Origin of the sequence: Psychrobacter sp., assembly GCF_030454045.1 — a bacterium.
Taxonomy (GTDB): domain Bacteria; phylum Pseudomonadota; class Gammaproteobacteria; order Pseudomonadales; family Moraxellaceae; genus Psychrobacter.
Window position 1 is genome coordinate 1 of the sequence record NZ_JAKDJE010000042.1, and the last position, 26,202, is coordinate 26,202.

Consider the following 26,202-nt stretch of genomic DNA (forward strand, 5'->3'; position numbering starts at 1 on the left):
AGTAAGGTGTTGCTTATTTTTTTCAATGTTTTCTCAATTCTATACAGCCCCTAAACTTATTATTTTTAACATCGAATCGCCTAAAAAATAGTCGCTGTCAGGGCCATGGTCGAATGTTCAACACGCCCTAAGTAATCGATGGTACTGGTGGCTTAACATCCGCGTTTTGACCACGGTGGCGCAGATAGTGATCGAGCACTACAATCGCTAGCATGGCCTCTGCAATGGGCGTGGCTCGTACACCAACGCAAGGATCATGACGGCCTTTGGTCAGCATATCGACTGCTTCACCTTGGGTGTTGATACTTTTACCAGCGGTGGTAATACTAGATGTTGGCTTAAGCGCAATACTCACACGGATATCTTGTCCTGATGAGATACCGCCCAAGATACCGCCCGCATGATTGGCGGCAAACCCATCTGGGGTCAACTCATCACGAGCGCTATGTCCAAATTGACCTGCCACTGCCATACCATCGCCAATCTCAACCCCTTTGACCGCATTGATACTCATCATCGCATGAGCGATATCGGCATCTAAACGATCAAATACTGGCTCGCCCAGACCTACGGGTACACCGCTCGCGATAATATCAAGGCGTGCACCGCAACTGGTGCCTTCACGGCGCAAGTTGTCAATCAAGGTCTCAAAACGGCCAATCGCTTCTTTGTCTGCGCAGAAGAACGGATTACTATTGACAAACGCCCAATCGATCTGGTTCGGGTCTAGTACATTGCTATGCTCATTGCCGATTTGGGTCACATGACCACGAATTTGTACGCCCAGCCGTTCTTGTAAGTACTTCTTGGCGATAACACCAGCAGCCACTCGCATAGCCGTCTCACGCGCTGACGAGCGACCACCACCGCGATAATCACGGAAGCCATATTTCATACTATAAGTATAGTCAGCGTGTCCAGGACGGAAAGTATCTTTGATATCGCTATAGTCTTTTGATTTTTGATTGGTATTGCGAATCAGTAGACCAATAGATGTCCCTGTGGTTTTGCCTTCAAATACGCCAGAGATAATCTCAACTTCATCAGACTCACGGCGCTGGGTTGAATACTTAGACGTACCCGGTTTGCGACGATCCAAATCAACTTGTAAATCGTCTGCAGATAACGCTAAACCTGGTGGTACGCCATCAACGATGGCCATCAGTCCTGCGCCATGTGACTCACCGCACGTGGTGACCGTAAAAACCTGCCCAATACTATTGCCTGCCATAATTGTCCTTAAACAAGTAAACGCTACTGATGACTTTTTGACCAACCTTTTATGATTATCGCTGATCAGTTTTTATATGATCGATTTTGTGACCCACACTCAGCTATTGCATGCTATCTAATAGTTGCACATAAGCGGCAAACAGTTGACGATTGGCTACCAATTCATCATAAGTAATCGCAAAAACCCCATGTCCGCCATGTGCAAACTTCAACCAATCAAACTGAATCTCAGGATAGGCTTGCTTTAATGCCCATTCGCTGTCGCCCACTTCACAGACCAGCAAACCATCTGGGCTAAGGTAATCTGGCGCTTCAAATAAAATACGATGTACCAAATCCAAGCCGTCTTGACCCGCGGCTAATGCATGCTCAGGCTCATATAAAAATTCAGGCGGCAAATCTGCCATGATAGCCGCATCGACATACGGTGGATTGGTGACGATAAGCTCATACTGGTTCTCAGCAGGTATCTTGGCAAACAAATCAGACTCGATTACGTTCACTTGATGGCCAAGGTCATGGTGGTCTACATTGACCATTGCCACTTCCAGCGCCCCTTTATCAATATCGACTGCATCCACAAGCGCATCCACAAAACGAGTGGCAAGCGCGATTGCGATACAACCAGAGCCAGTACATAAGTCTAAGATACGCTCAGGCTGCGACAACTGCTTCACATCTAAACCATGATCATAAAATACCGCTGACTTTTCGTTCGGGCTGACACCCAGTGGTTTGGCAAGTTCAGTCACATCAAAATACGGATGGAACTGCTGACGAATCAATTCTGCAATCGGTGAACGAGGAATAAGAACACGCTCATCAACATAAAAAGGCAAATCACAGAAATAAGACAAATTGATCAAATAGCTCAGCGGCTTACGTTCAGCGATGCGCTCTTCTAATAGTCCTAGCACTGCCTGCTTCTCTGACGTGGTCAAACGACAGTCTAAAATCTGCTCATTGGCTGACCAATCCAAAGACAAGGAATGCAACACAATGGCTGAGGCTTCTGCAAACTCATCGGTCGTGCCTTGAGCAACAACCACATCATAGTTACGCAACTGCGTGACTGAAAAACGAATAAAGTCGCGGATGCTGACCAGCTGCTCGCGCGCTTCTTCTAGCTCGGCATGTAAGTTAGCAAGTTCGCCATCCTCACCAAGAAGTCCAGTCTCTAGATCATACTCCATCTCACCTTCTAAGCCCTTAGACTCATCATCACTGAAGTATTGTTTTTGAAACTCTTCTGCACTCATTGTTTGGTCTTCTGACATATCGCACCTTGTTTCACTATTGGCGGGTTAAATGGCTTTTTGCTAAAAATCGATCTATTAACGAAAAATCTAATCGTATATTATAGACATAAACGCCAAATAGCGCCAATCACTGTCGTTTTTACTAAAACAAAAAATAGTGAAAATAATGAGGAGTTTGCGTAAGCAGCCTGCCTGTCGCCGTACACATTTTGGCTAAAATATTACTCAACTGTAACTAATACGTCAGCAGTTGACGTTTAACCCACTCTAAATGCAAAAAGATAGACCAAAAGTTTGCGAAGCAACCAAATTATGCGCATAATAGCCGCATTAGTAGCAACCACAAGTGATTCAACATGATGAAAATAAAGCCTATTATTACTGCTATATCTATCGCTGCCATGAGTGCCAGCGTTGGCGCACTTGCCGCCACTGCCGATAATACTCGCACATTGCCAGTACGAACGGCAAACGCCATGCCAGGCCTTGCTCAAAAGGTGAGCCTCAATGTGCAAGAAAATCGTAGTCGCTCAGATGGTGCTGCTACTGTACAGTTAAATACAGAGAACGCAAAACCCGTTGATAGCATGAACCAGCTGATCAACACTAAGCAAGACGATCAAAATAGCACGCCAGCACCTGCTGCTGACAACATGAGCGCTGCTGAGTTGACCCTCAAAGATGAGCAATCTGATAGCACTGATGATATCAGCGAAGGCCAAGCGGTCGCTGCACCCAGCGATGTCTCCTCTATCGACTCATCTGATCCACTCGCCTTTGAGTTACCGGAGAGTGAAAAGCGTCAAGACTTCAGTGATGATCCAACCATCAAAAATATCGAAGACAAAGATGGTAAGAGATATACCACATTAAACTTGTCAAATTACGCGCAACAAGTAAACAACGCTGTTTGGTCGCCTAACATGAAAGTCAACTCAGCCATGACGATCAAAATGCAAGCGTTGCTCGATTGGAACCATGCCTCTCCTGGTCCTATCGATGGTGGCTGGGGGATGAACAGTAAAAAGGCCCTTATTAACTTCCAAGCAATGAAAGGCCTGCCAACGACTGGCAAAATGGATCAAAAAACGTGGGATGCATTAATCAAAAATATTCCTGCGACCAAGCCTGTGCTTGTGACTTACACCTTGACTGATGATGATATCAATACCAATTTTGCGACCACACCTGCTGGCGCAGAAGCCAAGTCAAAAATGAAAGGGCTGTATTATCAAGATATCAAAGAGATGCTTGGTGAGCGCTTCCATATGGATGTGCGCTACTTGGATAAACTTAATAAGAACAAAGAATACAAAGCTGGTGAGACCATCACTGTGCTAAATACCCGTGGTGCGCTAAACAAGCGAATCAACCGCGTGGTCGCTAACAAAGCTGATAAAACGTTATATGCTTATGATGGCAACCAACTGGTAGCGACTTACCCAACGACCGTTGGTAGTGATGACACGCCGTCACCACATGGTACTTATAAGATTGTCAATAAAGTCAAAATGCCGTGGTATAAAGCCACAGTCGGTGAAGGCGCTCAGAAAAAAGTCCATATGTTGCCACCAGGACCAAACAATCCAGTCGGTGTGGTATGGATGGGATTATCTAAACCGTCATATGGCCTACATGGCTCACCAAAACCTGAAGGTATCAGTCGCCAAGCCTCACATGGCTGTATCCGCTTGACCAACTGGGATGTGCTAGAGGTTTATGCCAATATCGAAAGTGGCGCAACCGTTGAGCTTAAATAACGCTTTAACCTAGATCGCTATCAGTATTTATTACCAAGTCAGCACTTACTACCAAAAAAGACCTCACTGTTGAGGTCTTTTTTACGTTTGGCGACGCTTTAGCGTTTTTACTATTAGAACCAACATCATCTGAGCATCAAGCCAAAATCTGATCATCCGTTATGCTTTATGACCATCTTCGTTACCAGTGATGCTACCGATTTTTTTGGCAAAGAACATGGTGATGGGAATAGACGCCGCTGCACCCACTGCGACCGCTATTTGCATATGCGCGATCTCATCGAAACCCATAATGAGCGTACTGATGATGACAATCCCTGTAGTGACAGTGCCTGCTATGATGTAAATGACAGCAAATAATGGCCAGTTCATGACTTAATCCTTACTTTATTTGTGGGTATAGTTACTTTATACGCCATATCCCTACTAAAGGTAAGTATTTAATATAGACGCCAGTCTCATACATTTTGGCTGACTTATTCTAAAACCCATGTTATTATAAGGGTATTTCTCACTCATATTTCGCTATCTTCATTAATACTCATTTCCTATAAACTTTTACTCCAATTCCACTTTACATTCAGTCCCTCGATCATATCCTTACTACGATACTTCTTTCTGTTTTGCCCAATATCATGTCTAGCGCTTTGCTTTTGCACAAAAAAAAGACAGCTTATCCCTTATTTTTCATTACAATAATGGTTTTATTTCAACTGATTAATAAAGCCCAATTGCTATGACCTCTTCTGATAATACGTTAGAACCGAAAAAACCAGATGCCGCCACAATGGTACGCAAAACCGACGATATTACAGAGAATACATCCGACTCTGACAAAAATATCGATGGCGCGAGCGATGATGCGCAGCATTCTGACGAGCATAAGGGGGCAGGAAGTGAAGAAGCGCAGGCCGCCGAACCAAAAGTTGTCATCACCTCACCAGAACCTGATGTGGTCATTGCCACAGTAGATACAACTGATACTGAATTGACTGAATCGGCCTCACAAACGCAAGCCAGTGTGTCATCAGAAGACCAGATTAAGGACTCCCAAACTCAATCAGAGATGGCGCAGGAAACGTTAGATGCTAAGTCTAATTCTAATTCCAATGCTGATTCTGAAGCACCTAATAATCATGTCAGTCAACCGGTCGAGCCTATCGCCATTGATCACAGTATTCATGCGAATGATCCTGCCATCGAAGAGGCAGAAGACTCTGATCTGATACCGTCCACGCCTGCCAAATCAAATGAAGAAGAGATAGAAGACGATAACAACGAGAAAAAAGAAGAGGAAGAGGCCGTCAAAGAGGAGAAAGAAGCCAAGCTAGAATCCTACAAGCAATTCGTTGCCGAGCAGTTTAGTGATCAAAAGATAGACTATCCCGAAGTCCGCGTAACCATTGAGGCGAACGCCCTACCAAGTAAAATGTACTTTGTAATGAACACGCTATCAGCCATTATTGCCAGTTATGGCTTGGTGACCAATTCAGCCGCAGTGGTTATTGGCGCGATGTTGGTCGCCATGATGCTCGGTCCGATTACAGGTGTCGCCCTAGCGATTATTGACTACCGTATGCCACTGTTGCGTAAGTCGTTGCTCACCGTGTTAGCGGGGGTATTTTTGGTGATATTGGTCGGCTTTGTGGTGGGTCTATTGCACCAAGGTCAACCGCTGACCAATGAGATTTTGTCTCGTACCCAGCCCACGTCTATGGACTTGATGATTGCACTGGCTGGCGGTACGGCTGGTGCATATGCGATGGTGTCTCCACACCTGTCCGTCGCCGTTGTTGGGGTTGCTGTAGCCACCGCCTTGGTACCGCCACTCGCAGCCAGTGGCATTTTATTTGCCAATGGCGAGATACAGATGGGGCTAGGTGCTGCCTTATTGGCCCTGACCAACATCATTGCCATTCAGTTTACTAATGCCATGGTACTGTGGTTTTTAGGCTTCAGGCGCTTGGTCGATGATGATTATGAATCGGGCACCTATTTGATATTTTTCCGTCGAAATGCCGTCACACTATTGTTACTGGTCGGCTTGGGCATTTATCTTACTCTAAACCTCAATAGCAATGCCAAGCAGCAGACCTTTGAAAACAATGTCAAAGAAGCAATTAATGAACATTTTATCGATCAAGGTAACGTACTGACCAACACACAATTTGATAAGAATAATGGGTTTCAAATCATTCGTGCCGTGGTACGCGGTGAGACCAGTCCAAATTCACAAGATGTGCAGCAGATAGAGGATGTGATTACCAAAGATATGGCAGAAAACTTCCCCAAATACTTGCCTATTAGATTGCAATTGCGCTACTTGCCAGTGCAGGTCATTGAGTCTGATCCATTGATAAAAGACAAGCTTGATGAGACCGATGCCGCGATTTTGACCAATTCACCATGATGCACCCTATATGAGCGGCAAATCATGAATGGACTATAACGAGCAGTTGTAACTCTTGTACCAAGAGCTTAGGCGTTTGTGCTAAAATCGCTTGCAAAATTATTTTATGTCATTTACTCAATTCTATCCGTCAGTAAGGAGCCGCTGTGAGCCAGCCATTTCGCTCAGCCGATATTCGCCAAGCCTTTATCGATTTTTTTATAAGCAAGCAGCACACCCAAGTTTCATCGTCTAGCTTGATTCCGCATAATGATCCGACATTGTTATTCACCAATGCCGGTATGAATCAGTTTAAAGAAACCTTTTTGGGCATGGAGCCGCGCGACTATACACGTGCTGTGACCTCGCAGAAATGTGTCCGCGCTGGCGGTAAGCACAATGATTTGGACAATGTTGGCTACACTGCCCGCCATCATACGTTTTTTGAGATGCTTGGTAACTTCTCGTTTGGCGATTACTTCAAGCAAGCAGGTATCGAGTATATCTGGGAGTTTTTGACCTCAGATCAGTGGCTCGCGATTGATAAAGATCGTCTGTATGTCACCATTTATGAGACTGATGACGAAGCCTTTGATATTTGGCACAAAGCCATTGGTCTGCCAAGTGAGCGCATCATTCGTATCGGTGATAACAAAGGGGCACCGTACGCCTCAGACAATTTTTGGACCATGGGCGACACCGGTCCTTGTGGCCCTTGCACCGAAGTGTTTTATGACCATGGCGCTGAGATCGAAGGCGGCTTGCCCGGTACGCCAGAAGAAGATGGCGATCGCTACATCGAGATTTGGAACTGCGTCTTTATGCAGTTCAATCGCCAAAAAGACGGCACGCTATTGCCGCTACCTGCGCCAAGTGTCGATACTGGCATGGGGCTTGAGCGTATTAGCGCTATCATGCAAGGCGTCCATGGTAACTATGAGATCGATCTGTTTACCCATTTGATGGATGCGGCAGCTGAAATTTTAGAGATTGACAATGAACAGCAGTCTTCACTAAAAGTCATCGCTGACCATATCCGTGCTGTGGCCTTTTTGATTGCTGATGGCGTCACGCCGAGTAATGAAGGTCGTGGCTATGTATTGCGCCGTATCATTCGCCGTGCGGTACGTCATGGCAACAAGCTTGGCGCTGATAGTGAGTTTTTCTATAAAATGGTCGCACCGCTCGTGGCTGAAATGGGCAGTGCTTATCCAGAGCTAGTAGAAAAACAAAACGTGATCGAAAATGCGATTCAAAAAGAAGAAGCGCAGTTTGCCAAAACATTGGCACAAGGTCTGCGTTTGCTTGCCAGCGAGCTTGAAGGTCTAAAAGATGGCGATACGCTATCTGGCGAAGCCGCCTTTAAACTATATGATACTTATGGCTTCCCAGTTGACTTGACCGCGGATATCACGCGTGAGCGCGGTATTGTCATCGATGAAGCGGAGTTTGATGAGCATATGCAAGCACAGCGCGAACGTGCTCGTGATGCAGGTAAGTTCGATGTCGATTACAGCAGCGTCATCCAAGTCGAGACGCCAACCGTCTTTGTTGGTTATGAGCAGCTTGAAGAAGACGGCGTGACCATCGACGCGCTTTATCAAGATGGCAATCCAGCAGAGAGCTTAACTGAAGGCATGGAAGGCGTGGTGGTATTGGATCGTACGCCATTTTATGCTGAAGGCGGCGGTCAAGTGGGTGAGCTTGGTGAAATCCGCACCGAATCAGGTGTCTTTGAAGTACAAGATACCAAAAAATCAGGTCAAGCCATCATTCATTATGGTGTGGTGACCATGGGTGATATCAAACCCAAGCAAACGGCGGATGCCCAAGTGCTCTTTAGCATCCGTGCAGCCAGTGCCAAAAACCACTCTGCTACTCATCTATTACATGCAGCGCTAAGAGAAGTGCTGGGCGATACCGTCACGCAAAAGGGCTCATTGGTCTCAAGCGATGTACTGCGTTTTGACTTTGCTTATGACAAGCCTGTCAGTGCTGCTGAAATTATGCGAGTAGAGCGTCTCGTCAACGAGCAAATCCAAGCCAATACCCCTGCCTGCATTGAGCACATGTCAATTGACGAGGCCATGAATCAAGGCGCAATGGCATTGTTTGGCGAAAAGTACGGCAGTAACGTTCGTGTACTCACCATGGGTACAGACAGTGTCGTTGATGGTCAGCGTAAGCCTTTCTCTATCGAGCTATGTGGTGGCCTACATGTACAGCGTACTGGTGATATCGGTATGCTAAAAATCACCAGCGAGTCAGGTATCGCTGCTGGCATCCGCCGTATTGAAGCCGTTACGGGCATGAACGCGGTCAAAAACATTCAGCAAAGCGAGCAACAGCTGAGCGAGTTGGCAAGCCTGCTTAAAGTAAAACGTCCTGAAGTTGCCCAGCGTGTGCGTACCATAGCAGATAAGCAACGCGAGCTTGAAAAACAACTAGAGCGTTTGCAACAAAAAATCGCCAGTGCTCAAGCAGCCAACCTACTTGATGACGTACAAACGATTGCAGGAACGCCTGTGCTTATCAGCACCTTAAGCGGTATCGATGGTAAATCAATCCGCACGCTGATGGACGACATCAAATCAAAACTGCCTGATAGCGTGATTGTATTGATTGGTGATAAAGATGACCAGTTAGCACTAGCCGCGAGTGTCGCAAAATCTGTTACTGCTAAAATCAAAGCGGGTGATATCATTCGTCATTTAGCCAGTGAGCTTGGTGGTAAAGGTGGCGGTAAACCTGACTACGCACAAGGCGGCGCACCAAAGTCTGATAACAGTACTGCGGTCATCAATGCCCTACCTGCTTGGATTGAAACCCAGCTTAGCTAATCATAAAAAGTCCAGTAACTCAGCGCCTTACTCTGGTTTACTGGGTACAAGATACGTGATTGGTTATAGCAACTATAACCAATCGCCATACATCTAAGCGGTGCTGATACTTAAAGTTATGCGGTAGATATGGTATAAAGGTCAACGTTTGACAATATTGCTCATTCATGACATTTGATGCAGTACCAATAAACGAATGACACATATAGGGCATAACTCTTACAATCTGGCTTTATCTATACACGCATGGACACGTGTCGCATTGAGACTGATCCATGAGAATAAAAGGTCATTAATGAATAATAGGTAGATTTTTATGGCGTTAATAGTACAGAAATACGGCGGCACCTCGATGGGCAGTATCGACCGCATCAAAAACGTCGCCAAACGCGTCAAACGCTGGCATGACAATGGTCATCAAGTCGTGGTCGTGGTCTCAGCCATGAGCGGCGAAACCAACCGTTTGATTGATCTAGCACGCCAAATCAGTAACAACCCTGACCCACGTGAATACGATCAGATGGTCTCAACCGGTGAGCAGGTTTCTATCTCACTACTCGCGATGGCGATAAAAGAGCTTGGTATTGGTGCGCGTTCAATGACTGGTCGTCAAGTCGCGATCAAAACTGATAACGCCCATAATAAAGCCCGTATCGAAAGCATCGATGATAAAAATATACGCGAGCAGCTAGATGCTGGCAATATCGTCATTGTGGCAGGCTTTCAAGGTATTGATGAAGAAGGCAACGCCACCACATTGGGACGCGGCGGCTCTGATACGACAGGCGTTGCGATTGCAGCGGCTTTGGGTGCTGATGAATGTCAAATTTATACTGACGTTGATGGCGTTTATACCACTGACCCTCGCGTGACCTCAAAAGCCAAAAAGCTTGAAAAAATCACCTTTGAAGAAATGCTTGAGATGGCAAGTCTTGGCTCCAAAATCCTACAGATTCGCTCAGTAGAATTCGCTGGCAAATACGGCGTACCCCTACGCGTACTATCTAGCTTTGATGAAAACACTGACGGTAGCTTTGACCAAGAGTTTCAAAACAACGTGGGCACCCTAATTACGATAGACGAAGGAGACAATATGGAACAGGCAATCATCTCAGGTATCGCATTCAACCGAGACGAAGCAAAAATCTTAGTGCGCGGTGTACCCGATCATCCTGGTATCGCCTCTGCTATCTTAAGCCCAATTGGTCGTTCCAATATCGAAATCGATATGATTGTCCAAAACCTCTCGGATAATGGTACCACTGACTTTACTTTCACCGTTAATCGTACTGACTTGGACAAGACGCTAAAAGTGCTTAACGAGGAAGTCAAAGACGAGATTGGTGCCAAAGAAATCTCAGGCAACAGCGAAGTGGTTAAAGTCTCACTAGTTGGTGTTGGTATGCGCTCACACGCAGGAGTTGCCAGTCTCATGTTCCAAACATTGGCTGAGAACAATATCAATATCCAAATGATATCGACCAGCGAGATCAAAGTATCTGTTTTGATTCAAGACCAACACTTAGAAAAAGCGGTCAAATCATTGCATACTGCCTTTGGTCTTGACCGTGAAGACGGCGAGAGCAAAATCGCTGGGCTATAAGGCCAAAAAACTGTTAAAATACAGCTTTAGCATTGATGGTTATCTATTAACCGCTATTGACAACTTTGCATCGTATGTAAATAAATAGCGTTTCGTTTAAATAAATAGCCTCCAAATAAAAACAGTACTTAAATAAAATAGGATCTTTTTAGATCCTATTTTATTTTTTAGCATAGTTGAAATGAGCATTTATCTAATAGTTTTGTGAAAAACCGTGACAGTATCTGTTATGCCGCCTATAATGGGGCTTTCATTTGGGCTAAATGAATCTACCTATCATTGCCGTGGTTTGCACAATGTCGAGTATGGTAATTATTGATATATTACTTACTGAGTGCTGCGGTGATGTTCTGCAATTGAGAAGTAATCTGATGAGTAATAATCTGTTGATGCGACATAAGGAGTGTGACGCATGTTAATTTTGACACGCCGTGTGGGCGAAACGCTAATGATCGGCGATGAAGTCAGTGTGACGGTATTGGGCGTCAAGGGCAATCAAGTACGTATCGGTGTGAATGCACCTAAAGATATTGCCGTACATCGCGAAGAGATTTATCAACGTATCCAGCATGAGCGCTCTGTACAGTCGCAAATGCAACATCTTGAGCAAGGCAACTTTTCGCCGTCGTTCGATGACGAAGACTACTTCAATCGCTAATCTATAATACTTAATGCTCAACGACTAATGAGCATACATAAGCATTATATTTTTTATTTTTTAAACTGCTCTGAGGTCATTTATTTATGAGTATCCGCCAATCAGATGTATCGGCTCTACTTAATGGTTTGAATAAAAAAGCCATTGGATTCAATGATGTCATCAGCTTTATCGATGATTTTTATCGCTATTCTCCTGCCCCATTTGTCAACGGTATGGTCCATAATGCAGCGGGCGAAAACGAAGGCAGTGCAAAGATTTTTGGATTCGCTAAGCACCACGGTTTGAATCAACTGGACACGCTAAAGCTATTCGGCGAACATTATGCCAAAGTGCAAGCAACGCCTAACGGTACTGACCATGCTAATATTCGCAACTTTTTGCATTGGGGCTGGCAAGGATTTTTAATGCAAAAAAATCCGCTAACGGTTCGTCCTAGTGTCGACACAACTGCAATTTAAATATGTGTAGTGATTGAATAATTAATAAAGTAAAAAAAGCCACGCTAATGAGCGTGGCTTTTTTATTGACTGTTTATAGTCCTATTTATTACGAAACTTCACAGGTTGTACCGCCCCTTTCGGGTTCGGCATATTAGGATAGTGATGCTCATGCTCGACATCACACTCAGCGCCCACGATAGAACCGTCCTCTTTTACTGGTTTATGGATAAAACCGATACGCTCGTTAGGAGGTAGATGCTCATGTTCCCACACCATCACCGCTTGCATACAAGTTTCGCGCTGCTCAGCCGTGATCTTGCGACCATCAGGCCATTTACCCAACTCGATCGCCATGCGAAATTTGTCAACCACTTCTGGGGTTAGACTTGCTAGTATTGTTTGCTTATCCATCTTGCCTACTCTCCACTACCGTTTTTTGTCGTACTTTTCTAGGGCGTGTCCCTAATAGATATGCTTATTCGTCGTCTATAGTATCATCATCGACATCCAGACTGAATTCTTCGGCATGTACGTTCCAGTGCAACTTTGTACGACACGCTTCATAAAAGTCAAATCCAGGCGGATGCAGTAAAGTGAGCTTGTCAGGGTGCTTGCGAATATATAGGCGCTGCTCTTGTTCAAGCGGTACGCTTGGCTTGCCGTCTGCACTGACCATTGGCTGCGTACGATTGTCTTCATGAATACGAATACAAACCTCACTGTTGCCGCTAACAACGATCGGACGACTAGACAACGTATGTGGGTGCATAGGCACAAGACAAATCGCATCCATACTGGGATGAATGATAGGGCCGCCGCCAGATAAAGCATAAGCCGTTGACCCTGTCGGTGTCGCTGCTATTAACCCATCACTATGCTGTCTGTAAACATCATGTCCATCAATCTTCATCTGAAAGTCGATCATATGTACAGACTTGCCAGCGTGCAATACGATGTCATTTAGCGCCATGTCTTCATGAATGATTTTGCGCCCTTCTCGTATCTCCATCGTGAGCAAAAACCGATGATCGAGTTGATAGTCGCCCATCAATACTTGGCGTAATTTAAAAGCCGCTTCGTTGGGCTTTACATCTGCCAAGAACCCCAAACGACCACGGTTAACCCCCAATACGGGTACGCGGTAGCGTGCCAATGCTTCAGCCGCATGTAATATTGACCCATCACCGCCCACAACGATGACCAGATCACAAATCTCACCGATCAAACCGCGTTTTACGATTTTGACTTTTTCGATCTCAGCGAGATCAAGGGTTGGCAAGTTGGCCGTTTGTATATCCATGACCAGCGTCAAGTTCATCTCATTGATGGTTTGAGCGATCTGTACCAGACTTTGGGTAACGCTACGCTTACCTGCGCGCCCCATCAAGCCAATACGCCTAAAAGCAGGGTTTTTGATAGCGTGAAACAGCTCTGATTCATGTAAGTGTGGCAATCTTGCTGACTGCGCTGAGTTTTCCATAAAACGACTCGGTATAACGGTGAAGTACAGGGCAATGATAGCGATAAACGCGCGCTTAGACTAGCATGTTTATGAATTATCGTTGTTAACTGTCGTAACAGACCCCATATAAAAGCTATCAAATACCTTATTGGGACTTGCTCGTTTGCTTAGAATACTGGTTTTTCTACCATCTATTTTTGGTTGCAATATGCACTGACTACTGACCAATCAGCCTTGGTAGCTCAAGCTGTAATGGCTGTCACGCAAACACAGTTGACAATAATGGCGGTTTTGCTAAAGTAGCAGCATCTCTATTTTTATATTTTATTATTAAGGACTTATGTATGGCCAATCCTATTGTCAGTCGCGCAGAACTTGCGATCGGCGGTCAACCAATGACGGTCAAGGGCGTTATTCAAAAGACCAGCCTGTTACTTGGTTTATCAGCGATTACTGGTGTGGGCTTTTTCTTTTACGCGCTTATGGCAGGTTTATCGCAAGGTTTTATTACAATGGCGGCCTTTGGTAGCATGATTGCTGCGTTTGTTCTCGCTCTTTTTATTACTTTCAAACCACAAAAAGCAAAGACGTTGGCGGTGCCTTACGCATTGCTAGAAGGTATCTTTTTGGGCGGTATCTCATTATTTTTTATGAGAATGTACCCAACCGTCCCAGTCACGGCGATGTGTGCAACCTTCGTCACTGCTGCGGTCATGCTAGGTCTATATCGCTCAGGTTTGGTAAAGGTTACTGAAAAGTTCCGTTCTATCGTGACCTCAGCCGTTATCGCTATCATGCTAGTTTATGTAGCACAGTGGGTACTGTCTTTAGTATTTAGCTCAACTTTACCGTTCTTGTTTGAAGGTGGCGCTATCGCTATTGGCTTTAGCTTGTTTGTGATTGTTATCGCTTCTTTTACGCTATTATTAGACTTTGACAATATCGATCGCGGTGTTGCCATGGGTATCTCAGAAGACTACGAATGGTTATTTAGTATTGGTATTCTTGCCACGCTAGTCTGGATGTACATTGAGTTCATGCGTCTATTGAGCTATCTACAAGACTAATCAAATGACTCGATAGTAAATCTGTATAAAAAAACCGCCTGAGCTATTGATAAATGACTCGATAGTAAATCTGTATAAAAAAACCGCCTGAGCTATTGATAGTTGCAGGCGGTTTTTTTATGGGCAAACTTTGAGAGCTATAGTTCAACTAAGCCCGCTTTAGGCGTAGCGCGTTTAATACCACAAACAATGAGCTGAGTGACATGCCGATGGCAGCGAGCCAAGGTGGTACATACCCTAAAGCCGCTGGTATCAGCACGATACTATTATAAGCCAAAGCCCAGCGGAAGTTTTGCTTGATGATGCGCTCTGTTTTATCAGAGATACGTTTGGCCGCAGTGATGGCCTCAATTTTCCCATTTAAGATAATACTGTCGCTAGATACTTGTGCCAAATCTGCAGCACCGGCAATTGAGGTGGATACATCTGCCGCTGCCAATACTGGCGCATCATTGATGCCATCACCCACCATCAGTACGACAGCACCTTTAGATTGTAACTGCTGAATATGATTGACTTTATCAGTCGGTGATAGACCATTATAAGCTGATTGTATCCCTAAATTCTCAGCCATCACGAGCGCTTGCGGGCTTGGGTCACCCGTCAACATCACAGACTCAATACCTAGACCTTTGAGCGTATCGAGCATCGATTGGGTACTATCACGTACCTTGTCATTAAAATAAAAGCACGCCAGCACCTGCCAGTCATTTGTATCAGGTTTCTGGCTCGATAAGACAACCACTGAGCTGGCACGCTGAGCGACCAAGTCAATGTTCAAATCATTGTTCGTATTGACCTCATTGGCACTGCCACTGGTTTTATCTAACGCAAAATTCACATGACCAATGCGATATACCATGCCATCAATCATGGCTTCCACCCCGCCTGCGGGATAATACTGCATGGCCCTCGTCGGTGGCAGATGTAACTGATAGGCAGCGGTAAGCAGCGCGTGTGCAATGGGATGACGACTCCCTACTTCTAGGGCAGCTGCGATTGCCAATAGTTTATCTTTTTGTGCTGTTGATGTTGAGTTATCAGAATCAGTCTGGTTTACTGGCTCGATTATCTCAATATTTAATAAATTTGGCTTCCCATAAGTAAGCGTACCTGTTTTATCAAAAGCAACATGTGTAATTTCAGCCAATGTTTGCAGCGTATGCCCGCGCGTCGTCAAAAAACCATAGCTTGCCAGACGATTGGTCGAGACAGTCAAAGCAATTGGCGTCGCCAACGATAGTGCACACGGACAAGTAGCAACCAATACTGCCACCGTTGCCCAAATAGCTTGGCTTGGGTCAACGATATACCAGCCAACAAACACTAAAACTGATAGCACTAAGATACGCGCCACAAACCAACGTGCCAGTTTATCTGCTTGCTGTGCAAGTTTAGGCTTTTCGCTCATGGCGCGGTTCATCAGTCTATCAATCAGCCCTATTTGACTGTCTTTTGGTAATGCCGTCACCAACATCTCAAACGGCTGGCTATCGTTTTGCGCACCGCCAACAATATAATCGCCTTGGGACTTAATGATTAAATCACCTTCGCCTGTCAGTAGGCTTTGCGAGACTGTTGCAGTAGGACTTAACAAAATACCATCACTGATAATCTCAGAACCCGCTTCAACTAAAATAATATCACCCACTTGCAAGCTATGAGCTGTCACCATTTGCTTTGATGCTGCATCACCTGCTAACTGTGCTGTCACATTCTGTTGATGACGTGACTGCTGCCAATCTTGAGCAATACGTAACGTGAACTGATAGACGTTGGTATCCATACCCTTCATAAAGTTAGGCATGATGTCTGCCGTCGCACCTGATGCCTGTTGAGCCCCACCTTCAGCGTTGTCACTTTGCTGAGATTCATGGTCTTTGAGCTGCTGCAAGATGCGCTCTGCCGCTGTTTTATCTTCAGCCACTTTTTGTACCAGTACAGGCTCTACTACGACCAGATCATTGGCCATGGTCGCGGCTTTTAGACGGGCATTGTGCTCGATATAGCGTCCTGCCAGCAAAAAGAAAATAAACATGCTAACCGAGTCATAGTATGTCTCCCCTTGTCCAGTGATTGTGGCGTATAGACTGGCAAAGAATGTGATAATCAAGGCAAGGCTAACAGGCACATCCATATTGACTTGGCGCGCACGAATCGCTGACCATGCTGAGCTAAAAAACGGAATACCGGCATAAAAGAAAACAGGCGTACTCACGAATAAAGATACCCAACGCAAAAAGTCACGTTGAAATATCAACATGTCGCTATATTCACCAAAATATAGTGCAACGGCATACATCATCGCTTGCATCGAACCGAGTGCCGCGATGCCAAGACGCAATAGCATTTGGCTATTGTGACGTGCCAGCATAGCTTCATGGGTATCTTGCCGATAAGGCTTGGCGTCGTAGCCAATCTCATTGATGACCGCTAGGATGCGGCTAATCGGTAACTTATCTTCATTCCAAATGACCCGCATACGCTGGTTGGTCAAATTCACCTGACACTTACTAATGCCTTCTAGCTCATCGAGACGCGACTCAATCAACCATGTACAGGCCGCACAGCGCAAATTATTAACAGACAGCTCCGCCACCGACAGCCCATCTTGCGCATATACGAACTGCGACTTTATCTCGTCATGATCATATACCTCAAGACGCGTCAGCTGGGTCGGTAAGCTTGCTGTACGGTTAATCTCCGAACGGTCAAGATAATATTGCTCAAGACCAGCCTCTACGATGCTCTGAGCTGCTAACTGACAGCCCATACAACACATCTCACGAGACTTGCCTAGAATCTCAGTATGAAACGGCGGCTGAGGCACTGGATCACCGCAATGGAAGCAGTGATCAGCAAGGGGTAGCACCAAGCCATCAGTGATGGAGTTGTCTTTATAAGGATGATTGGTAGCAGATGATACTGATGATGGGATACTAGACATAGTCGCGCTTACTTCCTTTGACAGGCTTGCTCAAAATGCATTCGTTTAAGGCAAACTTGCTCTGATTGACTGTACTGTACGTCGTGCAACAGAGCCACTTTTCATCACATGAATATCACTATTGTTAGTAGCACAATATTGATAACAAATGGCTAATAGCAAATAACTAGCAACGGCGGATTCATACAAAATACATCATGGTACTTATCATAGATTGTTATCTTACATGGCGTTTATTAAGCCAATTGAAAGATGCTGATACTTGATTACAAGTATCAGTATTTTAGTAGAGATTATACTACAAGCAATCACCCTAGGCAGTACCAATGCTTATGGTCTAATACCAATGAATGCCCTCGCTAACGATGATAGATTGAAAAATTTGTCAATTTGCGTCATTATGAGGCAGTTTTTTATCCAAAAATGGTGCGACATCCGTGCAAAAATCCAATTTTAAGTTACCAAATACCAAGCTATCACCATCATCTAAGCCTGCTATGAATGCCTTACCTTCACAGCAGCGCGGCTTGGTATTTAGTAGTCTTCTCTTAATTACCATCATCGCTGGCATGGTGCTATTTGCACTGTATTTGGTCAAGCTTGATCGCACCATTACCCATAAGTTTGAAGGTAAACGCTGGGATATTCCAGCCAAAGTATATTCGCAGCCGCTAGAGCTGTATCAGGGCGCGAATGTCGATAGAGATACGATGAAGACATGGCTTGAGTTGCTTAATTATCAAAGCAACAAGTCTTATGATCGTACTGGCACTTATCATAGATCGGGTAATACTTATTTTATCCATACGCGCGGCTTTACCTATAGCTCAAGCGATATAGATGCTGAGCAAGTCATTAAAATGACCATTGCTGGCAATAAAGTAGACTCTATCCAAAGCACCGTGCCTGCCAAAAGTGGCATTATTCGCCTAGAGCCTGTGAATATCGGTGGTATCTATCCAGATAGTAATGAGGATCGGATGGTTGTCTCTTTAGATGACGTGCCTCAACCCTTGATTGATGCTTTGATTGCCACTGAAGATCGGGCATTTTATGAGCATAAAGGTGTATCAATACGCGGTATCGCTCGTGCTGTGTTCAATAATTTCTCTGGAGGCGCAAGGCAAGGTGGCTCGACCATCACCCAGCAGCTGATAAAAAACTTCTATCTCAATTCAGATCGTACCATCAAACGCAAGGCCAATGAAGCATTGATGGCGGTATTGCTTGAGCTGCACTATAGTAAAGATGAGATTCTACAAACATATCTGAACGAGATTTATCTGGGTCAAAACGGCAATCGTTCCATCAATGGTTTTGGTTTGGCCTCACAGTTCTATTTTGACAAGCCGCTTAATGAGCTGCGTATAGACCAGCAAGCCATGTTGGTTGGTATGGCAAAGGGACCAAGCATATATAACCCGCGCCGTAATCCAAATGACTCAAAAGCACGCCGTGACGTAGTGCTTGGCAACATGCTAACGATGGGTAAGTTAAGTCAAGAAGAGTATGACAAAGCATTGGAGCAGCCACTTGGTATTGTAGACAAACCCGCTGAAGGCAAAAGTCAGTTCCCTGATTTCTTGGACATCGTCAAACGTGAGCTGAATGATGTCTATTACTCTGATGATCTCAAAAATGAAGGTCTTATTATCATTAGTACCCTAGACCCTATTGCCCAGTTGGCAGCAGACAAAGCAGTTGATAGAAAACTGGGCGAGCTGCGCCGTAGAGGTAGCAAGACTAAAGACTTACAAGGCGCCCTCGTTAGTGCCAACCCTGAGACTGGCGAATTGGTCTCTGTCGTTGGTAGTGGCAGTGAGTTCACAGGTTTCAACCGAGCAGTTGATGCTAAGCGTCAAGTCGGCTCCTTATTAAAGCCAATCATTTATATGACGGCACTTGAAAGTGGGCGTTATAATTTGGCAAGCTCAGTAGACGACTCACCTATCACAGTCAACTTAGGCGATGGTAGCGAGTGGAACCCTAAAAACTATGACAATCGTGATCATGGCTACGTGCCACTGACCACGGGTCTGGCACAATCTTATAACCAAGCGGCAGTACGCTTAGGCATGGAGTTTGGGGTTGATACCTTTGCCAAACAACTACGACGCATGGGCCTTAAAGAAAAGGTTCCACCGTACCCATCCGCCTTATTAGGCTCAGTCAACCTCAGTCCGATGGATATGTTGGGTATTTACCAGGTCTTTGCGACTGGTGGTTTCCGTACACCTATTCATAGTATCCGTACAGTAATCGATAATCGTGGCCGTATTTTGCAGCGCACTGGCCTTAACACTCAGCGTAGTATCCCACCTGAGACCAATTTTTTGACCAACTATGCACTACAGCAAGTGGTTTCAAGTGGTAGCGCCAGACGCGCTCAATCGCTTGGTAGCAACTTGAATCTTGCAGGAAAAACAGGAACCACCAATGACTACCGTGATGCGTGGTTTGCAGGCTATAGTGGCAACTATGTCAGTGTCGTTTGGGTTGGGCGTGATGACAACAAACCCATCGGTCTAAGCGGTGGTAGCGGTGCTCTTCCAGTTTGGGTGGATTATATGAAACGCCTCAAACTGACTCCTTTGGCGCTACCTGAGCCAGAAGGTATCGAATGGTTATGGCTTGAGAACAACTCAGGCAAACTGTCTAATGAGCGCTGTGCAAATGCGCGCTACTTACCAGTAATGTCAGCGCATTTACCAGAGGAAGCCAGTAGTTGTGCGCTAAACTTGTACCAACAAGAGCGTGCACGCGAACAAACGCAATTCCAAAACCAGCAAAGTGCTATCAACCAGCAACGCCGCCGCGAAGGTCTACAGATTCCAAATGGTGAAGCCGTTGAGCCTGAGGGTGCAGAAGACAGTGATGGACAAGATAATAATGAAGGTCAAAGCCGTGCTGACACTTGGTACGACCGTGCTGTTGAATGGTTTTAACATTGGCTCTAGTCTTTCGCTTTTAATATGAAAAAAGGTCTCAACATGTTCTCATCTCTACAGCAACTTGTCTTTGTAAAACAAACAATGACTCAGTGGCAAAAAAAACAACTATCGCCTAAGACAATCGTTGTCAGCGGTATGGTGTTTGGCATGCTGAGCCTAAGTGCTTGTCAAAATGCGCCAAACAACACAGCTGCGATGAGAACCACAAGCACTCAGCCAGCTCCAACATCGCAGCCGTCAATGCCATCAACACCGACTGTAACGCAGGCGCCCATTGTTAAAACAGAGAATGAAAACGAGTATCCCGTTGAGCCTTATGTGCCATCTGAGCAGCCCGAATCGCCAAACCCCTTAACACAAGAAACGCCGGTCTTTACGCCCCCAGCTCCGGTGGTAACGCAGCCTGATACAAGTATCTCTATCCCTTCTCGCAATGATTACATAATCTCTGAGCCGCCAGCACCGTCACACAATGAGCTGCTTGAGCAAGCAAGGAAAAACTCTCAGCAGCGCGCGCAACGAGCCGCCAGTAACAACAGCACGCTGCCTGCATTTCGTAATCTGATGCAAGTGGGCATAAATCAGTTAAAATCAGGACAACTGACCAATGCTGAAAGCAGTTTTACGCGCGCACAGCGCTTGGCACCCAAATCATCTGCTGTGTACTTTTATTTGGCACAAGTCGCCCTAAAAAAGAACCAACCTCGCAAGGCAGAAGCCATGGCACGGCGTGGTCTTAGCGTCTCTCAAGACAGTACTCGCAGACGGGCATTGTGGCAAATTGTTTTACATTCAGGGCTAGCACAAAACAACTCACGCGTTGTCAGTGAAGCAAAACAAGCGTTACGCTAGCACTTACTCACTATATTTACCCTTTATTCAAAAACACTTTTATTTAGCTTAAGGTTATCGTTATGGCATGGCAACAACTGCATTTACAATGTGAAAAATCAAGCGTCGATTTGGCTGAAGCGCTGCTCTTAGAAGCGGGTGCGCTATCTATTGCCCTAGACGATGCAGGCGATCAACCTCTGTTTGAGCCACTCCCAGGCGAGTCACCATTATGGGATAAGGTTATATTAACAGGACTATTTGATGCCGCTACCGATGCTGGCAGTCGTCAAGCAGTTGAGCAGCTCAGTCATGAAATTGCAGCACAAGTCCAAGCCACTCGTATTTGGCTAACGGCTGTCGATGATAAAGACTGGGAGCGCGAATGGATGAGCAACTATCATCCTATCGAATGTGCCAATGACTTATGGATCGTACCTGATTGGTTAACACCGCCCAATCCTAAAGCGACGAATATCATTATGGATCCAGGTTTGGCCTTTGGTACTGGCTATCATGCCACGACTCGCTTGTGTCTTGACTGGCTAACAGAACAAGACCTAACAGACAAAGTAGTCATCGACTATGGTTGCGGTTCAGGCATCTTAGGTATTGCGGCCCTCTTACTGGGCGCACGCCAAGTATATGCCGTCGATATTGACCCACAAGCGGTGCTTGCCACCAATCAAAATGCCGAGCGCAATCATGTTGGTGAGCGCTTGCAAGCCTTTTTGCCAGAAGAGTTCACAGAATACTGCGCACAGCACAATGTTTTACCTGTAGAGGTGGTGGTCGCCAATATTTTGGCAAAACCATTGATTAGTTTGGCCCCTTATTTCTCAACCCTGATTGCACCAAAAGGTCGAATCGTACTGGCCGGTCTAATCGAATCACAAACTGAGCAAGTTATGGACGCCTATCAGCCTTATTTTGCGCTCGATCCTAAGCATGCTTTTAACGCGCAAGAAGACCAACAATGGCAGCGTCTGTCTGGTACATTTACTGGCTAGCAACATTTAATTACATCTGTTACGATAGAGGGCAGTCAAGCGTTACAGGTTTGACGCCACTCTGTCTTTGCTCATGAATCATAGTATCTCAAAAAGCACGATAGGTAGTTGTTGGTGAGTGGCTACGCGGTATAGACAACCATACTTTTTTGGATTCGACCCTATGACCACTCCCATCAAAACTCAGTGTCCTCATTGTCAAACTTGCTTTAGCCTGCAGCAGTCTCAACTAAATAAAATCAACGCTATCGTCACTTGCAGTCAGTGCCAAAAAAGCTTTTCAGTCAACCAAAATCTTACGGTCACCTCTGATAATGCTTCATCGCCTACTACAGCGCATCGCGACACTCAATCTAAACTCAATAATCAGTCTGCTGGCAGTGCCCATCCAACTCGCAACCTGACAACGTCTACTAAACCGTCACACAATAAAAAACGGACAGCTGATACGTTGATTCATGACGATTTGATCTATGATGACATGGAGATCGATGAGCCAGAGAACAGCACAGTAGAATACGACTCATTGGACAGTATGGACGCTTGGTTGTCCCAAGCCTCTAACACCCACTCGACTGCACCAGCATCTGACCGCACAAAAAATACCGTTTCTAAGAACCATCAAAAAGAGCCATCTATAGACTCTTCTGATGCTCAAACTAGGATATCGCCCTCATCAATAGGTCAAGAAGTACTGAGCTCAGCTGCTGCAAACGATATTCGTGCCAGTATCAACGATACTGCTGATAATTCATGGCTCCAAGCACTGCTTGAGGAACAAAATAAGCGTGAAGAAAAACCCACCGATGAGACGGATTTATCACAACTACTAATAGACATGGGTGTGCCTCTCAGGGATGAAGGAGTTTCTGTAACAGACCGTGCCAAAAAAACGCAAGCTCAATTTGCGCCGACACCCACAACACATTCCATTGCTTCTATCCTTTGGGTACTTGGATGTTTGGTACTGGCGCTATTGCTGGCTGCTCAGTATGTCATGTTCAACTTGGAGACTTTAGTAAAAAACCCGACCTACGCACAGCGACTCCAAACGGTGTGCGCGATTGCAGCATGTAGTTTACCGAGTGCTGATGTAAACGCCCTAACCATCACTGATTCGGCGCATAGAGCGAGTCAAATTAAAACAGCTGGCAACTTTAGCGATATCAGCGCGATATTAAACAACCAAAGTAGCAAAGCGCAGCTTTATCCGAATATAAAAGTGAGTATTTATGGGGCAGACACTTTGATTGGAGAGTTTATCGCAGACCCCAATGACTACCTATTGGGAAAACCCAGTCAGTTAACTGCTGGCAATAATAAACGGCTACTTTTTACAGTACCCGTTGCCAATGCAAAAATTCGTGAAATTACCACGATACCGTTGTACTGAGGGCTATTCTTAGCAAAAAAGCACTCATTGGTAGATGACGCGCCATAGATTTGTTTTCATTGTTTATCGTTACCACGAAGATAGCTACCAATCTATCAGCGCTAAACGATATTAATTTGATATACTATTACCCTGACGTCTTATGGTTTGGCTCTTTCTCATTTCAAGGATCTCATATTATGGCACCTCATGCACAGCATAATGCCCATCATTTTGCTAAAAGCTCTGAGCCTTATGCCGATTATAATAAAGAAGAGTATCATCAGGTCGCTCACGATTTTTCGCCTGCTTTAGAGGGCGATATGAGTCATGTACAGCAACCTTTGCGTGTACATGTCGAACGCGTCGTGCGCCAGTACTTTGCCATGCTAGGTGATGAAATGCCCACCGACTTGTACGAGCTTATCTTAAAGCAAGTTGAAGCGCCGCTATTGTCTGTCGTCTTAGAAAAGACGCGAGGCAACCAAACCAAGTGTGCACAGATCCTAGGCCTCAATCGTGGTACGTTACGCAAAAAACTCAAAACCTACGACTTGATGTAGCTTTGCAATATGCGCTTGTCCATTACTATTGATTATCATCATGCATGGCAATCGAATGCTTATGGCTTTATTCATTATGATAAAGCCTACCGTTGTTGTCATCATCACCTTGCCGGACGTTTACGTCAGGCTTTTTTTATGGAAGATTTTTTATGAGTACAACCCCACTTGCCCTACTCTCGGTCTCTGATAAATCCAATATCGTTGAGTTTGCTCAAGGCCTTATTAAAGCAGGTTTTGGCTTACTCTCTACTGGCGGTACTTATCGCTTGCTCGCAGACAACAACGTTGCTGTGACTGAAGTGTCGGACTATACTGGCTTTCCTGAAATGATGGATGGTCGTGTTAAAACCCTGCACCCTAAAATTCATGGTGGTATTTTGGGTCGTCGTGGTACCGATGATGCCGTTATGAATGAGCATGCCATCGAGCGTATTGACTTGGTTGTCGTCAACTTATACCCATTTGCTGAGACAATTGCGCGTGCTGATGTCACAATGCACGATGCCATTGAAAACATCGATATCGGTGGTCCTACCATGGTACGCTCAGCTGCAAAAAACCATGCCCATGTCGGCATCGTGACCGATCCTGCTGATTATGATCGCGTACTGACTGCTTTAGATGGTGGTACTGAGCTGACAACGGCTCTACGCTATGATTTAGCGGTTAAAGCCTTTGAGCATACCGCCCAGTATGACGGTATGATTGCCAACTTCTTAGGCAGCCGTGTTAATGAAACTCAAGCGCCTGAGAACTTTCCACGCACATTTAATGTACAACTACAAAAAGCCCAAGATCTGCGTTATGGCGAAAACCCACACCAAAATGCAGCCTTTTATATTGAAAACCATCCACTAAAGAGCCAGCAGGCTTCTATTGCTACCGCTAAGCAATTGCAAGGTAAGGCGCTATCTTACAACAACATCGCTGACACTGATGCCGCCCTCGAGTGCGTCAAAGCCTTTAGTTCCCCTGCCTGCGTGATCGTTAAGCACGCCAATCCTTGCGGTGTTGCAGTAGATAACGACCAAGTAGCTGCTTATCGCACTGCTTTTAGTACTGATCCTGAGTCGTCTTTTGGCGGCATTATCGCCTTCAACCGTCCACTGACACTGGCTGCGGCAAAAGCCATTATCGATAACCAGTTTGTAGAAGTCATCATTGCGCCTAGTATTGAAGAGGGTGTGCTTGAAGCGACAGCGGCTAAGAAAAACGTCCGTGTCTTGGTATGCGGCGAGCTACCAGCACCCAATCAACGTGATGGTCAGCTAGACTATAAGCGCGTCAATGGTGGTCTACTTTTACAAGAGCAAGATCTTGGTTTGATTACGGCAAACGATCTAAAAATCGTGACGGACGTTCAACCAACTGAAGCACAGGTGGCAGATCTGTTGTTCAGCTGGAACGTGGCAAAATACGTCAAATCGAATGCCATTGTTTATGCCAAGGGTCAACGTACTATCGGTGTTGGCGCGGGTCAAATGAGCCGTGTGAATTCAGCCCGTATCGCAGCCATCAAGGCCGAGCACGCTGGTCTGGCGACTGAAGGTGCGGTTATGGCATCAGACGCATTCTTCCCATTCCGTGATGGCATTGATAACGCTGCTGAAGTGGGTATCTCAGCCATCATTCAGCCAGGTGGCTCTATGCGTGATGATGAGACTATTGCAGCCGCTAATGAACACGGTATTGCGATGGTATTCACTGGTATGCGTCATTTCCGCCACTAAATAATCACATATTAATTTAAGACTGGTATTAGGGCGTGTTGAACATTCGACCATGGCACTGACAGCGACTATTTTTTAGGC

18 protein-coding genes and 1 pseudogene are annotated in these 26,202 nt (G+C 45.5%); 13 read left to right on the top strand and 6 right to left on the bottom strand.

Annotated elements, in window-relative coordinates:
* Positions 1–127: 127 nt before the first annotated feature.
* Both aroC and prmB read right to left on the bottom strand, forming a co-directional pair.
* On the bottom strand, positions 128–1,231 hold the full coding sequence (gene aroC, locus L0G63_RS08765; RefSeq protein ID WP_301450301.1) for a chorismate synthase: 1,104 nt from the start codon (positions 1,229–1,231) through the stop codon (positions 128–130).
* A gap of 103 nt (positions 1,232–1,334) precedes the next feature.
* Positions 1,335–2,510 carry a 50S ribosomal protein L3 N(5)-glutamine methyltransferase gene (gene prmB, locus L0G63_RS08770; protein WP_301450302.1) on the bottom strand — a complete coding sequence of 392 codons (1,176 nt, stop codon included), beginning with the start codon at positions 2,508–2,510 and terminating at the stop codon, positions 1,335–1,337.
* 338 nt (positions 2,511–2,848) lie between these two features.
* Here prmB and L0G63_RS08775 point away from each other — a divergent pair, with 338 nt between their 5' ends.
* Positions 2,849–4,252, top strand: coding sequence for a L,D-transpeptidase family protein (locus L0G63_RS08775; RefSeq protein ID WP_301450303.1), 1,404 nt, complete (start codon positions 2,849–2,851; stop codon positions 4,250–4,252).
* Positions 4,253–4,411: 159 nt separating this feature from the next.
* Here the strand turns inward: L0G63_RS08775 and L0G63_RS08780 are convergent, their stop codons facing one another.
* Entirely contained in the window at positions 4,412–4,624 is a 213-nt protein-coding gene (locus tag L0G63_RS08780; protein ID WP_301450304.1) for a hypothetical protein, read from the bottom strand.
* Between the two features lie 364 nt (positions 4,625–4,988).
* Between L0G63_RS08780 and L0G63_RS08785 the strand changes: the two genes are divergently transcribed.
* The 5 genes and pseudogenes from L0G63_RS08785 (at position 4,989) to L0G63_RS08805 (ending at position 12,203) form a co-directional block, all read left to right on the top strand.
* Complete coding sequence (locus tag L0G63_RS08785; RefSeq protein WP_301450305.1) at positions 4,989–6,662, top strand: DUF389 domain-containing protein; 1,674 nt, start codon at positions 4,989–4,991, stop codon at positions 6,660–6,662.
* Positions 6,663–6,808: 146 nt separating this feature from the next.
* The gene (gene alaS, locus L0G63_RS08790) at positions 6,809–9,481 is read left to right on the top strand and encodes an alanine--tRNA ligase (protein ID WP_301450306.1); all 2,673 of its coding nucleotides are present in this window, start codon (positions 6,809–6,811) and stop codon (positions 9,479–9,481) included.
* 316 nt (positions 9,482–9,797) lie between these two features.
* The gene (locus L0G63_RS08795; RefSeq protein WP_301450307.1) at positions 9,798–11,084 is read left to right on the top strand and encodes an aspartate kinase; all 1,287 of its coding nucleotides are present in this window, start codon (positions 9,798–9,800) and stop codon (positions 11,082–11,084) included.
* 412 nt (positions 11,085–11,496) lie between these two features.
* Positions 11,497–11,664 (top strand): annotated as a pseudogene (csrA, locus tag L0G63_RS08800) (carbon storage regulator CsrA); the annotation flags it as partial.
* Positions 11,665–11,828: 164 nt separating this feature from the next.
* On the top strand, positions 11,829–12,203 hold the full coding sequence (locus L0G63_RS08805) for a HopJ type III effector protein (RefSeq protein WP_058024168.1): 375 nt from the start codon (positions 11,829–11,831) through the stop codon (positions 12,201–12,203).
* A gap of 81 nt (positions 12,204–12,284) precedes the next feature.
* Here L0G63_RS08805 and L0G63_RS08810 read toward each other — a convergent pair whose 3' ends face one another.
* Complete coding sequence (locus L0G63_RS08810) at positions 12,285–12,596, bottom strand: YeaC family protein (protein WP_186474793.1); 312 nt, start codon at positions 12,594–12,596, stop codon at positions 12,285–12,287.
* A gap of 64 nt (positions 12,597–12,660) precedes the next feature.
* Positions 12,661–13,665: an NAD(+) kinase gene (locus L0G63_RS08815; RefSeq protein ID WP_301450308.1), complete on the bottom strand. Its 1,005-nt coding sequence runs from the start codon at positions 13,663–13,665 to the stop codon at positions 12,661–12,663.
* Positions 13,666–13,991: 326 nt separating this feature from the next.
* On the opposite strand from L0G63_RS08815, the gene L0G63_RS08820 reads away from it, so the two are divergent.
* Positions 13,992–14,714 (top strand): Bax inhibitor-1/YccA family protein, encoded by a 723-nt coding sequence (locus L0G63_RS08820; RefSeq protein WP_301450309.1) that lies wholly within the window; start codon positions 13,992–13,994, stop codon positions 14,712–14,714.
* Positions 14,715–14,862: 148 nt separating this feature from the next.
* Here the strand turns inward: L0G63_RS08820 and L0G63_RS08825 are convergent, their stop codons facing one another.
* The gene (locus L0G63_RS08825) at positions 14,863–17,661 is read right to left on the bottom strand and encodes a heavy metal translocating P-type ATPase (protein ID WP_301450310.1); all 2,799 of its coding nucleotides are present in this window, start codon (positions 17,659–17,661) and stop codon (positions 14,863–14,865) included.
* Positions 17,662–18,158: 497 nt separating this feature from the next.
* On the opposite strand from L0G63_RS08825, the gene mrcB reads away from it, so the two are divergent.
* The 6 genes from mrcB to purH all read left to right on the top strand — a co-directional run bounded on the left by mrcB (position 18,159) and on the right by purH (position 26,121).
* On the top strand, positions 18,159–20,606 hold the full coding sequence (mrcB, locus tag L0G63_RS08830; RefSeq protein ID WP_301450315.1) for a penicillin-binding protein 1B: 2,448 nt from the start codon (positions 18,159–18,161) through the stop codon (positions 20,604–20,606).
* 45 nt (positions 20,607–20,651) lie between these two features.
* Entirely contained in the window at positions 20,652–21,464 is an 813-nt protein-coding gene (locus tag L0G63_RS08835; RefSeq protein WP_301450311.1) for a c-type cytochrome biogenesis protein, read from the top strand.
* Between the two features lie 62 nt (positions 21,465–21,526).
* The gene (gene prmA / locus L0G63_RS08840) at positions 21,527–22,453 is read left to right on the top strand and encodes a 50S ribosomal protein L11 methyltransferase (RefSeq protein ID WP_301450312.1); all 927 of its coding nucleotides are present in this window, start codon (positions 21,527–21,529) and stop codon (positions 22,451–22,453) included.
* A 163-nt stretch (positions 22,454–22,616) separates the two neighbouring features.
* Positions 22,617–23,846: a DUF3426 domain-containing protein gene (locus L0G63_RS08845; RefSeq protein ID WP_301450313.1), complete on the top strand. Its 1,230-nt coding sequence runs from the start codon at positions 22,617–22,619 to the stop codon at positions 23,844–23,846.
* A 302-nt stretch (positions 23,847–24,148) separates the two neighbouring features.
* A complete protein-coding gene (gene fis, locus L0G63_RS08850; RefSeq protein ID WP_301450316.1) occupies positions 24,149–24,388 on the top strand; it encodes a DNA-binding transcriptional regulator Fis in 240 nt (79 codons plus the stop codon).
* 152 nt (positions 24,389–24,540) lie between these two features.
* Positions 24,541–26,121 (top strand): bifunctional phosphoribosylaminoimidazolecarboxamide formyltransferase/IMP cyclohydrolase, encoded by a 1,581-nt coding sequence (gene purH / locus L0G63_RS08855; RefSeq protein WP_301450314.1) that lies wholly within the window; start codon positions 24,541–24,543, stop codon positions 26,119–26,121.
* Positions 26,122–26,202: the final 81 nt, after the last annotated feature.